Source organism: Nocardiopsis mangrovi, from assembly GCF_042653925.1.
GTDB classification, from domain to species: Bacteria; Actinomycetota; Actinomycetes; order Streptosporangiales; family Streptosporangiaceae; genus Nocardiopsis_B; species Nocardiopsis_B mangrovi.
This window is the reverse complement of sequence record NZ_JBHSFQ010000002.1, coordinates 80,931-96,584: the sequence shown is the minus strand read 5'-3', so window position 1 is coordinate 96,584 and position 15,654 is coordinate 80,931. Positions and strand designations below refer to the sequence as shown.

The window sequence follows — 15,654 nt, the reverse complement described above, 5'->3', positions numbered from 1 at the left end:
GGCCCTCCTTGTTCTCCTCCCGCCCCCTCCTAGAAACGGAAGCGTATGAACCCCCGACAGCGACGCGGCGTGCTGCTGATGATCGTCGCCGGGATCGGCGCCCTCGCGGTCTTCTTCACCGTGGTCTCCTACGTGAACGGGCTCAACAACGAGCTGGGCACCTACCGGAACGCCCTCCGGCTCACCCAGGACGTCGCGCCCTACCAGCCGATCACGGAGGAAATGGTCGAGTCGTACGAGGTCCCCGCCCGGTTCTTCGACGAAGAGACCTTCATCAGCGATCTCGACCAGGTCCTCGAACAGCAGCCCGGCAGCCAGGCCGTGTCGTCGACCTACATCGCCGAGAACTCGCTCCTTCAGTCGAGCATGGTCATCCCCGCCCCCGAACTGGAGGCCGGCGAGCGCGAGATCGCGATCATGGTCGACGCCGAGACCGGCGTGGCCGGCAAGGTCAGGCAGGGGTCCCGCGTGGACATCTACGCCACCTTCCCCGCGAGCGACGAGGGCTCCGAGAGCTGCGCCACCCGCGTCCTCACCGACGTCGAGGTGCTGGAGGTCGGACAGGTGGGGTCGGACGTCAACGAGAACGGCACCCAGTCCGCCGTCGTCCCGGTGACCTTCCGGCTCAGCGCCCAGGACACGCTGGCGCTCACCTACGCCGAATCCTTCTCCAGCGCCCTGCGCCTGGGCCTGATCAGCGGTGAAGGCTCCGGCGACCCGGGCGGCATCCAGTTCTGCTCCAGCGACCAGGCCGAACTCGAGGAGAGCGGCCAGGGTCAGCAGGGCCAGGGCAACGGCCAGCAGCAACAGGACAACTGATGACGCACAAGGTCATGATCGGCGTTCCGACGACCGACTTGGAACTCTCCCTCACGGCGCGGTTCGACGAACTCGGCTCGTGCGAGGTCGTGAGCGTGCACCACTCCTCCACCGAGGTGGGCAACACGCTGCGCGACCTGCCCGCCATGGACGTGCTCCTGGTCCACGAGCGCCTCGGGCCGCTCCCCGTCGTGGAACTCATCCGCGACATCACCCGGAGCCACCCGCAGCTGGCCGTCATCCTGCTGGTCGACGTCGTCGACCCCGACACCTTCACGCGGGCGATGGAGGCGGGAGCCCGCGGCGTGCTCGGGGCCGACGCCACCATCGAGGAGCTCGACGCCCGGGTGAGCACGGCGGCCGAGTGGTCGCAGACCCTGCGCCGCCACTTCGAGGCCGCGTCCCTGGACGTCCCCGTCTCGTCGGGCCGGCGCGGGTCGATCATCACCCTCAGCGGCGGCAAGGGCGGGATCGGCACCACCACGGTCGCCATCCACCTCGCCCTGGCCGCCGCCCGGGCGGGGCGCGTGGTCTGCCTGGTCGACCTCGACCTGCAGATGGGCGACATCCCCGGCTACCTCGACCTCAAGCACCGGCGCAGCATCGTCGACCTGGTCGAGGCGTCCGAGAACATCAGCGCGGCGATGCTCTCCGAGACCCTCTACGTGCACCCCGAGGGGCCGCACGTCCTGCTCGCCCCCAACGACGGCGAGCGCGGCGAAGAGGTCAACGAGAGCTCGGCGCGGCAGATCCTCGCCGCCCTCAGCTCGCGCTACGAGCTGGTGATCGTCGACTGCGGCTCGCACATGACCGAGGCCAGCGCCATGGCGGTCGAGCTGGCCACCACCTCGGTCGTCACCGTGACCCCGGACCTCCCGGCGCTGCGGGGCGCCCAGCGGCTCATCGCCATGTGGGGGCGGCTCCAGGTCCGCGATAAGAAGAACGTCACGAGCCTGCTCATCCGGCACAGCCGGCAGAACGAGATCCAGCCCGACTTCGCACGCAAGCTGCTGGGCACCGAAATGCTGCCCACGGCCATCCCCGCGATGTACCGCAGCCTGGAGGAGGCGTCCAACACCGGCGACCCCAAGCGGGTCACCGACGAAGCCCTCCTCCGGTCCTACGCCCGCGCGGCCGGCGAACTGGGCATCCTGGAACTCGAACCCGACCCCGCCACCACACCGACGACCGCAGCCGCCCCCACCCCTCCATCCGGTACGGCCAAGCCGAAGGAGAAGAGACTCCGCCGCGGCAAGCCCACGGCCTCCGACCGCGGCAGCCAGTTCGTGGAATTCGGCGCGGTGGTGCCGCTGCTCGGATTGGCCTTCCTGGTCGCCTGGCAGGTGATCCTCTTCGGGATCAGCAGCATGTACGTGGGCCACGCCGCCAACGAGGGCGCCCGGCAGGCGGCGATCACCCCCAACGACCTCGGCAGGATCCAGGAAGAGGCGATCAAGCGCATCCAGTCCCCCTGGGACGCCAACGGCACCTTCTCGATCGCGATCGACCAGCGGGCGGACGGGGCATACGCCGTCGCCACCATGGCGATGCCCGTGGTGCTTCCGAACACGTCGTCCCCGTGGGAGATCTCGGCCGCGTCGAGGGTCATCCCCGAGGACTCGCCCTGAACGGAGGAGCATGAGCCCGGAACACGACCCGCCCCGGCGGCGCAGAGCGCGGACCCCGCGCCAGCGCCGCGGCGACCGCGGATCACAGTTCGTCGAGTTCGCCGCGTATTTTCCGCTGTTCCTCCTGCTGGTGGCGCTGGCCTTCGAGGTCTTCGCCTACTTCATCGCTGTCGAGCGCATGCACAACGCGGCACGGACGGCTGCCAGGGTGGTCAGCACGCAGGGGATCGACGCGGCCACCAGGACCGCCCAGGACAGCCTGCCCGGGTGGATGGACGACGCCGAGGTCACCATCGCCGCCAACGACAACCGCGGATACTACGCCGTGGTCTCCATCGACCTCCCGATCATCTTCGACGCCACCGGGCTGGACTTCACCGTGTCCCGCCGGGTGGACATGCCCAGTGTCGGAGCCCCCAACCCGGCCTGATCCCCTTCGTCCTCGTTCTGGAGTCGCACCGCAATGGGCTTGAGAGACCGTCTCGACGACGACCACCTGTCCGAGCAGGGCTCGGACCGCGGCGGCAGTGTCTCGCACTGGCGGCAGCGACTGCTGACCGAGATCAACCTGGACGACCTCGCGATGCTGAGCATGCAGCAGCGCCGCATCCGGTTGGAGAAGGTGGTCGGCCACATCCTGTCCCGCGAAGGGCCGGTGCTCTCCGACCGCGAACGCAGCGCGATGATCCGCCGCGTGGTCGACGAGGCCCTGGGGCTGGGCGTGCTCGAACCCCTCCTGGCCGACGACTCCGTCACCGAGATCATGGTCAACGGCCCCGACAACGTCTACGTCGAGCGGCGGGGCCGGGTCGAGCGCATCGACACCACCTTCGCCAGCGAGACCCAGCTCCTCCAGACCATCGACCGCATCGTCGCCCAGGTGAACCGCCGCGTCGACGAGTCCAGCCCGATGGTCGACGCCCGGCTGCCCTCGGGTGAGCGCGTCAACGTGATCATCCCACCGCTGTCCCTATCGGGGCCCATCGTCACCATCCGGCGGTTCCCCAAGCCCTTCACGATCGCCCAGCTGGCCGCCAAGGGGAGCCTCGACGAAGCGACCGGCTCCCTGCTCGCCGCGCTCGTACGGGCCCGGTTCAACGTGATCATCGCCGGCGGTACCGGTAGCGGGAAGACGACCTTCCTCAACGCGCTGTCGGCTTTCGCGCCCAACCACGAGCGCATCGTCACCATCGAGGACTCCGCCGAACTCCAGCTCCAGCAGGAGCACGTGATCCGGCTGGAGTCGCGGCCGCCCAACATGGAGGGCGCCGGCCAGGTGAGCATCCGCGACCTCGTCCGCAACTCGCTCCGGATGCGCCCCGACCGCATCATCGTCGGGGAGGTCCGCGGCGCCGAGACCCTCGACATGCTGCAGGCGATGAACACCGGCCACGACGGCTCGCTGGCCACCGTGCACGCCAACTCCGCCGACGACGCCGTTTACCGGCTGCTCACCCTCGCCTCCATGAGCGAGGTGAAGATCCCCTTCGAGGCGATCCAGGACCAGATCAACGCCGCCGTGGACGTCATCGTGCACCTGTCGCGCCATGCCGACGGCAGTCGCCGCGTGAGCGAGGTCGGGCTCGTCGCCTCGAAACGCCGCGAGGAGTTCCGCCTGGAACCGGTCCTGCGCTTCGAGGCCCAGCCGCTCGACGCCCACGGGGTCGTCAACGGCGAGTTCCACCGCTTCCCGCTGCCGCCCCACATCGCGCAGCGCATCATCAACGCGGGCGAGGCCATCCCACCGGCCTTCCTCGCCCCGTCGACCGCACGACCGTCCCACACCGCTCTGGGAGCAACGCCGTGAACATCCCGATCATCCTCTTGATGACGGCGGTGACCCTCGTCATCGCGGTCATGGGCATCCTCGCCTACGCCGAAGGCGCCACGCAGCGCCGCATGCTGGCGTCACGGAGCGCACTCGCCGAGGTCGAGCGCCGCGCCAGCACCCCCATGGCGCGACTCGACGCACGGCTGCGCCGCACCGAGGTGGGCCGCACCATCGAACGCCGGTTGGCCACCGCCGGGGTGAACGTCCGCCCCTCGGTGTTCGTCCTGGCGATGAGCGGCAGTGCGGTCGTGGCGGTCCTGTTCGTCTGGCAGTCGCTCGCCCCCATCCTCGGGGTGTTCGCGGCCGTCGGTGTGGTGGCGGGGTTCTTCGCCTACCTCAAGCGGCAGGAGGACCGCCGCCGCGACGCGTTCACCGCGCAACTCCCGGAGCTCGCCCGGGTGCTGTCCAACGCCACCCAGGCGGGGCTGGCACTGCCCACCGCCATCGACATGGCGGCCGATGAACTCGACGACCCGGCGGGGGCCGAACTCCGCACCGCGGCGCGGTCGATGCAGGTCGGCCAGCCCTTCGACGAGGCCATCGCCGACCTGCGCGACCGGATGCCGTCGCGCGAGATCGGGGTGCTGATCAGCACGCTCCTGGTCGCGTCGCGCTCCGGTGGCGCCCTCGTCACCGCGCTGCGCAGCATCTCCTCGACCCTGGAGAGCCGCAAGGAGACCCGCCGCGAGATGATCACCATCCTCGGCGAGACCACCGCCACCTCCTGGGCGCTGCTCGCCATGGGCATCGGGTCCCTGTTCATGCTCAACATGCTCCAGCCGGGGACCGTCCGCACCATGACCGAGAGCACGGCCGGGCTGGCGGTACTCGGAATCGGCCTCTCCCTCTTCGTCATCGGGTTCGTCGCGGTGCGCCGCATGACGAAGATCGACTTCTGATCCCCGGAGCCCCTCCCATGTCTCTCAACCTCCCCCTCATCCTCCTCATCGGGCTGGCCGGCGCCTTGTGCGTGGTGGTGGCCGCCTGGGGATTCCTGCTCATGCGGTCGAAGACCCAGGTCGCCGCCGAGATCGTCACGGTCGTCAAGAAGGAGCGCCGCCCCGACGACGACACCTTCATCCTGCACCGCATCACCGAGCTGATCGGGCGGCCGTTCCTGCCCTGGGTCCAGGGCATGGTGGGCCCGGAGCGGCAGCAGAGCATCCAGAAGCGCATCGACGCCGCGGGACGCCCCGAGGGCATCACCGTCGAGCGCTACCTGTGCCGGAAGGCCGGCGAGATCCCGCTCTACGGCGGCCTCGCCCTGCTGATGCTCTACAGCGACCAGACCCTGTTCGCCTTCGTCTCGCTGGCGTTCGTGGCGATGACCGACCTGTCCCTGCGCTCCGAGACGAACAAGCGCCAAGACCAGATCCAGCGGCAGCTGCCCGACTTCCTCGACGTCATGGCCGTCACGGTGGGGGCAGGCCTGTCGTTCCGGCAGGCGCTCTCGCGGGTCTGCGACTCCATGCCCGGCGTCCTCGCGGACGAGTTCCGGCTCTGCCTCCAGCAGATGGACCTCGGCACGAGCCGGCGCGACGCGTTCCAGGCGCTGCGGGCACGCAACAACAACGACTCGCTGGGCCGCTTCGTCACCGCCCTCCAGCAGGCCGAGGAGCTGGGCGCCCCCTTGGCGGATGCGCTGGTCTCCATCAGCCAGGACATGCGCCGCGACGACGCCCAGTACCTCCGCCGCAAGGCCCAGCAGCTCAACCCCAAGGTCACCGGCATCACGGCGGCGACGATGCTGCCCGGTCTGCTGCTGCTGATCGGCGGCGGGCTCCTCCTCGGCGGTTCGGTGGACCTCGGCAGTGTCTTCGGTGGGTGATCCGGCACTCGGGAGCGCGGCGGCGACACTGCCGCGGCTGGCGGCCCTGGTGCGCCTGCTGCTCCAACTGCGGTTGATGCTCACAGCCATCTCCCTCCTGCTGCTGCCCGGCGAACGGCTGATCCTCCCCACCGCGATCGGTGTCGTCGCCTTCGCACTGCTTTCGGGGTTGGCGGCGCGCTACTGGGAGCGGTTCGTCCCCTATCTGGTCAACCATCCGCTCCTGATCACGCTCGACGTCACGGTCGCCAGCGGCATCCTCGCGATCGACGGGCCGTCGGGAGCCATCTTCCTGACCACGGTGCTCACGTCGACGATCTGCGGGGTCCTGTTCGGGCTCCGCGGCGTCATCGCCGTGGCGGCCTTCCAGATCCTCTGCTACGCGCTGGCGGTCCTCTCGTACGCACAGGTCCACGAGAGCACCTCACCCGCCGACCTCGTCACCTTCCAGGTACTGGTCGTGCACCCGCTGCTCTACCCGATCGCCGGCTATGTCGGGCTGCGCGTCCGCGCCATCTTCACCGAGTTGGCCGCCGAGCAGGAGGCCCGCCGCCAGGCCGAGCGCATCGCGGCCGCATCGGAGGAGCGGGACCGGCTGGCGCGGGACATGCACGACTCCGTCGCCAAGACGCTGCGCGGCGCGGCGATGGCCGCCCAGGCGCTTCCCCTCTGGCTGGCCAAGGACCCGGAGCGGGCCGCGGCGACCGCCGCCCAGGTGGCCGACGCCGCCGACATCGCCGCATCCGAGGCGCGGGCTCTCATCGCCGACCTGCGCGACGGTTCGGCGCTCGTGCCCTTCGGCCGGGCCGTCGCCGACATCACCGGCCGGTGGAGCGCCGAGAGCGGGGTCGGGGTCGAGACCCGCGTGCCCGAGGGCGACATCCGGCTGCTGGTGACCGCCCGCCACGAGAGCATCGCGATCCTCAGGGAGGCGCTGACCAATGTCGAGCGCCACGCGGACGCCCGGTCCGTGGTCGTGACCGTGCAGACGGAACCGGGGCACTGCACGCTCACGATCACGGACGACGGCAAGGGATTCGGCTCCTCTCCTGACACCGTCCGCGCGGCCGAAGCCGCCGGCAACGGCCATTACGGGCTTCTGGGCATGACCGAGCGCGCCGAGCGCGCGGGCGGGAGCCTGCACGTCGAGTCCGCGCCGGGCCGGGGCACACGCCTGAGCGTGCGCGTGCCCACCGTCGAGGCCGACGGCCACACCGCCGAGGTGGTGCGATGATGTCAACCGCGCGGATCGCCGGAAACCCGCATGCGACTCCGGGCGTTCTGTCCGCCCACCCGGAAGCACCGGTCCCGGCCCCAGATGTCCCCACAGGAGGTACCGCCGTGTCGACCACATCCCCCATCCGTGTCCTGGCCGTGGACGACAACGTGGTCGTCCGGGCCGGACTCGTGGCGCTCCTCGAGGCATCCGACGACCTCGTGGTCGTCGGCGAGGCCGGCAACGGCGCGCAGGCCCTTGATCAGACCAGGCGGCTCGCGCCGGACGTCGTGCTGCTCGATGTGCGCATGCCGGTCCGCGACGGTGTGAGTACGGTCGCGGAGCTGTCGGGCCTGGCCAAGGTCATCATGCTGACCCACACCGAGGACGCGGACGTGATCCGTACCGCCCTGCGGCGCGGGGCCTCGGGCTATCTGGTGCACGGCCACTTCACCCTCGACGAGCTCAGCCGTGCCCTGCACGATGTCGTCCAGGGCACCGGCACCCCCTTGTCACCCGTAGCGGCCACGGTCGCCCTGATGGACCTGCGGGCCGCACCCGACCAGCAGGAGGCCGCGGCGCCCATCCCCTCCCTCGGCCTCACCGAACGCGAGGGCGAAATCCTCGCGGCCGTCGCCCGCGGCCTCGACAACAAGGGGATCGCGGCAGAGCTGTATCTCACCGAAAAGACGGTCAAGAACCACATCAACCGGATCTTCCGGAAACTCGGTGTCACGAGTCGGGCCGCCGCTATCGCCCGCTGGAACGGCGTGGGCCCTTCCGATATGGCCCGACCGGGCCCACCCCGGGCCCACGGATGAACCCACCGGCCGCGTGGGCCCCCACCCGCACAAGTTGGGCCCCCGGGCCCTAGGCGCCCGGCACCCCCCTTCAATAGATTCATTCATGTCGCAAGGGGCGATCAGCCCACATAAGACACCGCTGAACGACCTCCCCCTTAGGAGCAGAAATGCAGAACCTGGTCGAGAAGATCCGCGCCGCCATGACCGACCGCAAGGCGTTCAAGAAGTCCGTCTCCGACAAGGGCGCCGGCTTCGTCGAGTACGGTGCTGTGATCCTGCTCGTCGCCGCGATCGCCGGCGTCGTCCTCACCCAGACCGGTATTCCGACCCGGATCAACGGCTTCATCGACCAGGCCATCACCAGCGTCCAGACCGCCGGCGAGCCGGAGGAAGAAGGCGACGGTGACGGTGACGGCAACGAGTAACCACTGGTCGGTCCTCCCAACACCAGGCCAGGAGTGACGCCGCGGAGGGGCGTCCGGGAATCCCCCACAGCGCCCCTCCTGACCCCCCGGGACCTCATGAGCGTTTCACCATGATGATGAAAATAACGTCGCGCAATGCCGACGAGCAGGGACAGGCAAGCCTGTTCCTGCTCGTCGGCTTGACGCTTTCCCTCCTCGCTCTGGGCCTTCTCTTCATCCGCCTCGGCGAGGCCAACGACATGCGCAGTTCTGCCCAGTCGGCGGCCGATGCCGCCGCTCTCGCCGCCGTCGGCGACATCCAGCACCGCGCAGCGCAGTCCATCGCCGACGGCAATCTCCCCTGGGGGGTCGGCTGGCAGGCCCGGACCGGCAAGGGCGTGGCCGAAACCTACGCCCAAGAGAACAACGCGGACCTCACGGACATCCGCGCCAGCGACAACAGCCAGGGCCGCCTGGGCAACATCGTGCGGGTCGAAGTACGGGGCAACCATTGTCAGCGGGAATTGCAGGACGACGAGAGCGTCCATTGGAATTTCCGCGAATGCCCTGACGAAGAGGAACTGGAGGAGGCCGAAGAGAACGACGAGACCATTCCGGTCATGACCGGTAATGCCGCGGCGATCGCAGAGGTCGAGATCCCGGACTGTCGGCGGAACGAGTGGACGGAAATCATCGGCGGGGTGCCCGTCGTCCTCTCCAGCTGGATCGAGTGCCGCCCGCAGAACAGCGGCGAGCCCTACAGCCGCATCTGGAGCTACGGGCAGGCCAAGGGCATGACCGACGTCCACTTGGTCGATGCGGAAGGCCAGTGGATCTTCTCCGAGATCACCGGGGGCCCGGGGAGCGGCCGCTTCCCCTGCGACGCTGTGGGCGGCCAGAACATCACCCGTCAGATGTGCGAGACCCACGAGTCGATCATGGGCGAATGGGGCGCGGTCTTCGAACGCTACGGCGTCGGCTGCTACCGCTCCCAGGAGGACGGTGGTGAGCACCCCCGAGGACGTGCCTGCGACTACATGGTGTCGGCCAACGGCGACCTGCCCAGTTCCGATCTGAAATCAGGCGCCGACGCGGCGGCCCAATGGATGATCGACAACCACGAAGAGCTCGACATCTACTACATCATGTGGGATCACCACATCTGGAATCCCTCACGCGACGGTGTCGGAGCCTGGCGGGATGTCCGGCGCTTTGTGCCCAACCGCGGCGGGAACACCGTGAACCACCTGGACCACATCCACGTATCCGTTAACTCCTGATCGCGTCCACAACAGGAAAGACGCTCATTGGCCGGGCTGATGCCGCTCCGCTACCCTGTGGGACGGCCGGAGGATTCGCGACGGAAAGGCGAACAACCCCATGCTCATCCCTAGCGGTAGCCCCACCGCATGGAGGCCGCTTCGCATCGCCCTGCCCCTGCTCGCAGGCTCTTTCCTGCTGACCTCGTGCGTGTCGGGCGATGGGGGCGATGCAGGAGACTCTGACCAGCAGCAGGACCAAGACGGCGACTCGGGTGCATCGGGCGACGGCGAGCCTCTGGCCACGTCCCTATCGACGAGCACGTCCTACGGGTCCAACGTCCAGCTCGATATCAATACTCTCGAGCGTGAGAGCGACGACGTCGTTGTGCTGGAGATGACGGCGACCAACCTCAGCGAGAACGACACCGTGACCTTCGATTACGCTCTGATGGCCGCTGATGGAAAATTTCGCACACCCGATGGCGTCACGCTCGTCGACACCGTCAACAGGGAACGCTACTTCCCTTTGATGAACACCGACGGTTCGACCTGCCTGTGCTCCGGTTACGAGCAGAATTCCGTGATCCCGGCAGGTGAATCTCTTGATATCTGGGTCGCTTTTCCTGCTCCCCCCGATGATGTGACCAGCGTCGCGGTGGCCACTCCAGCGACCGCCGATTTCATGAACATCCCCCTTTCCGAAGCCTCCGATCCGGAGGAGGATATCGCGAACGCCACAGTGGAGGATCCGCGCATCCTTCCCCTCTCCGGATTCCAGGACGATATCGACGGCACCACATCACGCGAAGAGAGCGGCGACGAGACCAGCATCCTGCTGTCATCCGATGTTCTTTTCGAACTCAACGAGTCTGACTTGACCCCCGATGCCGACGAAGCATTGGAACAGGTCGCGGCCGAGATCGACGCAAGCAGCGGCGAAGAGATCAGGATCGATGGGTATACCGATAACAGCGGAAGTGATTCCATCAACAATCCGCTGTCTGAAGAGAGGGCCGAATCGGTTCGCGACCGATTGGACGATTTGGTGACTCGAGACGGCGTCAGTTTCGAGGTTGCGGGCCACGGATCTTCTGATCCCGTCGCCGACAATGGGACCGAAGACGGTCGAGAGAAGAACCGCCGCGTGACCGTGACTTTCGGGAAGTAGGGATGCGACCGTGAAGAAACTCCTTTCAGCGGGTAGTGCGGGTGCGGTCTCAGCCGTCACTCTCGTCTCGATCCTCGCGGTCCCCTCCTCCTACGCCGCTGAGGAGATCCCTGTCTTGGCGTCGGCCGATGCCTCCGAATCGGGGTGGGGCGACTCCAGTATCGACGTCAACAGGTTGGAGGTGTCAGAGGACGGCGGCTACGCCACGCTCACCTACACCGTGCACTACGAAGGCTCTGGCCGGGTCGGTCTGGTGGACTTCCAGAACACGACCTACCTGTACACCGCATATGGGCATTCAGGTGTCGTCTTGGTCGACGAAGAGAACGGTTTCCGCTACAACCCGGCCTTCGACTCCACTGGACAGTGCATGTGCGCCGTCAATACCGCTGCGCCCGAAATGGCGCGCGATCTGGAGTCCGGAGACAGCGCTACCTACTGGGCCTCCTACCTGATCTCCGAGGACACCACTTCGGTCAACGTCGAGGTGCCCGGCTTCGATCCCGTTGCCGATATCCCCATCGAATGACCCCTTTCCCCGCCATCACGAGATCCGAAGGCTGGTATCCGAGGTGAACGTGTCCCGCCCCCTCCGGTTCAGACCTGACCGGGACGACGACCGCGGGTCGTCGTTCGTCGAGGTCGGCGCCATCACGTCGCTCGCGGCGACCATCATTCTCGCCATCGTGCAGGCAAATTACGGCGACCGTATCAACGACGGCGTGCGCGACATGGTGTGCCTGGTCGAGGGCCCCGAATGTGATGGCGAGACCTGGACGGAAGCCGATCGGCCGGAGAAGCCCGAGAAGTACGACTTCGGGTTCACGCTCGGCGGGAACGGTGGGGACAACGAGGAGAACAAGGCCCTCGGGCAGGAGTTGGCGGCTGCCCGAGGGTTTACCGGGCGGGAATGGGATTGCCTGGAGACTCTGTGGTCGCATGAGAGCAACTGGAATCACCGGGCGGTGAACCCCAGTGGTGGGGCCGCCGGGATTCCGCAGTTGCATCCTGCCGCGCACAGCTTCCCGCCCGGGTATTTGGAGAGCGCCCAGGTGCAGATCGAGTGGGGGCTCGATTACATCGAAGGCCGGTATCGCACTCCGTGCGCCGCCTGGGCGTTCTGGCAGGACCCCTATCCGAAGAACGCCGGCTACAGCACCAACTGGTATTGATGGGCGGACCGCATGAGCCGGACCGTGTAAACGGCTCGGCCCGGTCCGGCGGCGGTCGGCGGCGGCCCGCGTTGTGGGTCGTGCCCTGTGTCGTCGCCGTGCAGGTCGTCGTGCCGGCGTTTCTGTTCCTTTCCGGGGCCGATCGGCCGGCGCGGTTCGGGTGGCACATGTATTCGACGGTGCCCACGTGGCCGGATGTCGTCGCCGTGCGTACCGATGGCACGGTCTCGGAGTTCACCCGCGGGTCGATCCGGGCCGGCCGGGGTGATGTGGCGCTGGACGGCGAGCTGCTCGACGCGGTGTGCCGGGCGGATCCGGGTATCGCCGAGTTCCGCGTCCGCCGCGAATCCGACCCCGCCGAAGTCCACCGGTGCGGTGGGCGGTGACCCGTCCGTCCTGGGCCCGGCGAGGCCCGGCTTCGTCGCGCCGCCACCGGTCTCGGGTCCGCCTCCCGCGGGCTCAGGCCCGCCTCCCGCGGTCTCAGGCCCGCTCCTTCCGGTCTCAGGCCCGCCTCCCGCGGTCTGCCGCCGGCTTCGCGCTCTCGCTGGTCGCTTCCGCGGCCGATTCGACCGTGAACGCGCGCGCCCTGGGAATCGCGCGGGTGCTCCTCGCCGCGGTGGCGCTGCTCAAGCTCTGGCTGTTCCTTCCCGATCTCATCCCGGTGGCGGACGAACCCGTCCCCCTTCCCATCGTGCCGCTTCCCGCCGTTCCGTGGCCGTTCGTCGCCTCGTTGTGGGCCGTCGCCGCGCTGCTGTTGCTCTTCGGGGTGGCGGTCCACGTGACGGGCGGGCTCCTCGCCCTGTGCGGCTGGTACTGCCTGCTCCTCGATGAGCGCACGTACAGCAACCACCTGCTGCTGCTCACGCTGCTGGTGACGTTCCTGGCGGTGACCGGCGGCGGGCGGGTGTTCGGGAACGCGGAGCGGGTTCCCGGCGCCGCCGTCTTCCTGATGCTGACGCAGGTCTCGACCATGTACCTCTTCGCCGGGCTGGCGAAGGCCAACGTCTCCTTCCTGACCGGACGGGTCCTGCTCCGGCAGGTCGGTGTCGACAGCGCCGTCCTGCCGCTTCCGCTGGACCTCCTCCCCCTTCCCGTCCTCATCCTCGTCGCCCTCGGGGCGATGGTCTACGAGACCGGGCTCGCCCTGGCGCTGTGGTGGCCCCGGGCCCGGCCCTATGCGTTCGCCGCGGGGATCGCGCTGCACACCGCGTTCGTCCTGACGATGAGCTCGCCTCTGGAGCTCCTGTGCTTCGGCGTCGCCGCCATCGCCGTCTACCCGCTGTTCGCCTCGTGGCGGCCCGGAGCCGGCACCCCTGTCCCCGATTCCGCAGGTCCGGTTCCCAAGGGGCCTGCCCCGGGCTGATTGGGCCCAGGGGCTCAAGACACCCGGAATCCGCCCGATCTAGGTTGGGATCCCCTTTCCCCTCGGTCCCCCGTCGACCCCGACCCACTGAGCGGCCTCAATGATGCCTAGCCTCCTGCTCCAGCGAATCAGGTCCGGCCCCCCGCCCCCTTCTGCCCAACGGAGCCGCCGGCGCCCGCGGTTCGGCGACCGCGGTGCCGGGTTCGCCGAGTACGGCGCCGTCATCCTGCTGGTCGCCGGCATCGCGGCCGTCGTCTTCGCGACGGGGATCGGCGACCGGGTCGCCGGCTTCATCACCACGGCCCTCTGCGAGGTCTCCTCGGCGGCTTCGGACCAGGAGGACTGCGCGGCCGACACCGTCGCCGACGGCGACGGTCCGCCCGATGCCCGGCCGATGGTCGATCCGGACGAGTGGTTCGGTCCCGTCCCCGAGCCGCCGCCCGGTTTCCCGTCCGGCCAGGACTTCGACGACGCGCAGGACGACATCGACAGGATCCGGGAGTACCTCGGCGACGACTCCCTGTTCTGCTGGTGGTGGTGCCCCGACGAGCCCCAGGACGTCATGGCCGACATGACGGACGGCGAGCTCAACGCGCTCATGTGGAGCCTGACGGACGACGAGATCCGTGAGCTCCTCCGTGAGGACGGCGTCCGCGAGATCGTTCTCAGCAGGGTCGACATCAACACCCTCCGCCATCTCAGGGGGATCGACCCGGACGGCATCGAGCCCGACTTCGACGACGTCGGCGGCGATGACGCCAACGAGGAGGACGGCGAGCCCCGGGACGACCTCGCGTTCGGCACGGTGCCCGACGGCCGCCTCTGGCCCGAGAACGGCGAGCCCAGTTCCAGCGACCTCTCCCAGGGAGGGCTCGGCGACTGCTGGTGGCTGGCCAGCATGGGCGCCATCGCCGACCAGAACCCGCAGATCATCCGGGACATGATCCGGGAGAACGGCAACGGCACCTACACGGTCACCTTCGGCGACGGCGAACAGGTCACCGTGACGCCGGACATCGTGCTCAACGAGGACGGGAGCGCCGCGTTCTCCAGCCCGAACAACAACACCCTGTGGCCGGCGATCCTGGAGAAGGCGTACGCCGAGCGCGAGGGGAGCTTCGGGGAGATCGAGGGCGGCTGGCCCAAGGACGGCATGGAGACCATCACCGGCAACGACAGTGAGGACCGGCCCGCGAGCGACGTCGACGAGCGCCAGCTCACCGAGTGGCTGTCCAACGGCACCGCGGTCACCATCACGACCACGGGCGACAAGGAGGGCGACCTGTACGATAACGACGTTCTCGTCCGCAACCACGCCTACGTCGTGACCGGAGTCCGAGACGGGGTGGTCCAGCTCTACAACCCGTGGGGCCGCAACCACGCCAGCATGACCATGGAACAGTTCCGGCAGCAGCTGGACACCGTCGAGACCAACTCGCTCGAGTAGAGGAGAGGAACCACCGATGTCCTACCGTGGGCACAAGCGCCACCCGCTGCTCGCAGCGGTCCTCTTCGCCCTGCTGCTGCCCCTGGCCGCGTGCGGCGGCCAACCGGACGACCAGGAGCCGCCAGCCTTGAACCCCAGCTCCTCTCCCGAGCTTCGGACCTTCAACCCCACTCCGCCCGTCGGCGACGAGCCGGAGACCACCACCATCCGCCAGGGCCAGCAGCGCACCATCGCCGGGCTGAACATCGCCGTGCTCAGTACGAGCGGGGGCGAGGTCCGCTTCAGCGTGAACGCCGGGCCGGGCATCGATGAGGAGGCCCCCCAGAACGGCGGCGGATCGGCGGGCGACACCGTCGATCTCGACAACGGCTACGCGATCGCCATCGACGAGGTGGAGGACTCCGCCGAGGGCGAGGCGCCCGGAGCGGGCAGCGGTTCGGTCACGCTGACCATCACCCCGCCCGGAGACTGAGGCCGCCGGCCTTCTGACAGGCCGGCCAGGAGGCCCTACACAGCGGGTGAGGCGGCCGGGAACACTACCCGGCCGCCTCACCCGTCTCCGGCCGCCTCAACCGCCTCAGGCCGCTTCAGGCGTTCCCGGCGCTTGGGCCGCGCCCGGGCTCCGGGCGGCCGGATCCCCCTCGCGTCCCCGGCCGGGCACCGCCGCCGGTGACACGACACCATCGACGCGGCCACGGCCACCTCGCGCCTGG

Annotated in this window: 17 protein-coding genes; all 17 read left to right on the top strand. The window is 68.7% G+C overall.

Translation table 11 applies throughout. The annotated features are described in order from the left end of the window. Positions 1 to 45: 45 nt before the first annotated feature. The 17 genes from cpaB to ACFO4E_RS02345 all read left to right on the top strand — a co-directional run bounded on the left by cpaB (position 46) and on the right by ACFO4E_RS02345 (position 15,413). Positions 46 to 819, top strand: a complete 774-nt coding sequence (cpaB, locus tag ACFO4E_RS02425; protein WP_378571096.1) for a Flp pilus assembly protein CpaB — start codon at positions 46 to 48, stop codon at positions 817 to 819. Next, positions 819 to 2,447, top strand: a complete 1,629-nt coding sequence (locus tag ACFO4E_RS02420) for an AAA family ATPase (RefSeq protein ID WP_378571094.1) — start codon at positions 819 to 821, stop codon at positions 2,445 to 2,447. Before cpaB ends, ACFO4E_RS02420 begins: the two co-directional genes overlap by 1 nt. 10 nt (positions 2,448 to 2,457) lie before the next feature. Then, a complete protein-coding gene (locus ACFO4E_RS02415; protein ID WP_378571092.1) occupies positions 2,458 to 2,877 on the top strand; it encodes a TadE/TadG family type IV pilus assembly protein in 420 nt (139 codons plus the stop codon). Between the two features lie 33 nt (positions 2,878 to 2,910). Next, complete coding sequence (locus ACFO4E_RS02410; protein WP_378571090.1) at positions 2,911 to 4,254, top strand: CpaF family protein; 1,344 nt, start codon at positions 2,911 to 2,913, stop codon at positions 4,252 to 4,254. A 20-nt stretch (positions 4,255 to 4,274) separates the two neighbouring features. After that, positions 4,275 to 5,177, top strand: a complete 903-nt coding sequence (locus ACFO4E_RS02405; RefSeq protein WP_378571606.1) for a type II secretion system F family protein — start codon at positions 4,275 to 4,277, stop codon at positions 5,175 to 5,177. A 17-nt stretch (positions 5,178 to 5,194) separates the two neighbouring features. Continuing rightward, complete coding sequence (locus ACFO4E_RS02400) at positions 5,195 to 6,106, top strand: type II secretion system F family protein (RefSeq protein WP_378571088.1); 912 nt, start codon at positions 5,195 to 5,197, stop codon at positions 6,104 to 6,106. Next, complete coding sequence (locus tag ACFO4E_RS02395) at positions 6,099 to 7,340, top strand: sensor histidine kinase (RefSeq protein ID WP_378571086.1); 1,242 nt, start codon at positions 6,099 to 6,101, stop codon at positions 7,338 to 7,340. The genes ACFO4E_RS02400 and ACFO4E_RS02395 overlap by 8 nt, the downstream gene beginning before the upstream one ends. A 107-nt stretch (positions 7,341 to 7,447) precedes the next feature. Then, positions 7,448 to 8,143, top strand: a complete 696-nt coding sequence (locus ACFO4E_RS02390) for a response regulator (protein ID WP_378571084.1) — start codon at positions 7,448 to 7,450, stop codon at positions 8,141 to 8,143. 149 nt (positions 8,144 to 8,292) lie between these two features. Further along, positions 8,293 to 8,550: a hypothetical protein gene (locus ACFO4E_RS02385; protein ID WP_378571082.1), complete on the top strand. Its 258-nt coding sequence runs from the start codon at positions 8,293 to 8,295 to the stop codon at positions 8,548 to 8,550. Between the two features lie 110 nt (positions 8,551 to 8,660). Then, positions 8,661 to 9,809, top strand: coding sequence for a VldE C-terminal domain-containing protein (locus ACFO4E_RS02380; RefSeq protein ID WP_378571080.1), 1,149 nt, complete (start codon positions 8,661 to 8,663; stop codon positions 9,807 to 9,809). Positions 9,810 to 9,909: 100 nt separating this feature from the next. Continuing rightward, positions 9,910 to 10,959, top strand: a complete 1,050-nt coding sequence (locus ACFO4E_RS02375) for an OmpA family protein (protein ID WP_378571078.1) — start codon at positions 9,910 to 9,912, stop codon at positions 10,957 to 10,959. Between the two features lie 10 nt (positions 10,960 to 10,969). Beyond that, positions 10,970 to 11,488: a hypothetical protein gene (locus ACFO4E_RS02370; RefSeq protein WP_378571076.1), complete on the top strand. Its 519-nt coding sequence runs from the start codon at positions 10,970 to 10,972 to the stop codon at positions 11,486 to 11,488. Positions 11,489 to 11,531: 43 nt separating this feature from the next. Further along, on the top strand, positions 11,532 to 12,131 hold the full coding sequence (locus ACFO4E_RS02365) for an aggregation-promoting factor C-terminal-like domain-containing protein (RefSeq protein WP_378571074.1): 600 nt from the start codon (positions 11,532 to 11,534) through the stop codon (positions 12,129 to 12,131). 179 nt (positions 12,132 to 12,310) lie between these two features. Next, positions 12,311 to 12,517, top strand: coding sequence for a hypothetical protein (locus ACFO4E_RS02360; RefSeq protein WP_378571072.1), 207 nt, complete (start codon positions 12,311 to 12,313; stop codon positions 12,515 to 12,517). 185 nt (positions 12,518 to 12,702) lie between these two features. Next, positions 12,703 to 13,494: an HTTM domain-containing protein gene (locus tag ACFO4E_RS02355; protein WP_378571070.1), complete on the top strand. Its 792-nt coding sequence runs from the start codon at positions 12,703 to 12,705 to the stop codon at positions 13,492 to 13,494. A 100-nt stretch (positions 13,495 to 13,594) separates the two neighbouring features. Beyond that, positions 13,595 to 14,941, top strand: a complete 1,347-nt coding sequence (locus ACFO4E_RS02350; protein WP_378571068.1) for a C2 family cysteine protease — start codon at positions 13,595 to 13,597, stop codon at positions 14,939 to 14,941. Positions 14,942 to 14,957: 16 nt separating this feature from the next. After that, the gene (locus ACFO4E_RS02345) at positions 14,958 to 15,413 is read left to right on the top strand and encodes a hypothetical protein (RefSeq protein ID WP_378571066.1); all 456 of its coding nucleotides are present in this window, start codon (positions 14,958 to 14,960) and stop codon (positions 15,411 to 15,413) included. The last annotated feature ends 241 nt before the right edge of the window (positions 15,414 to 15,654 follow it).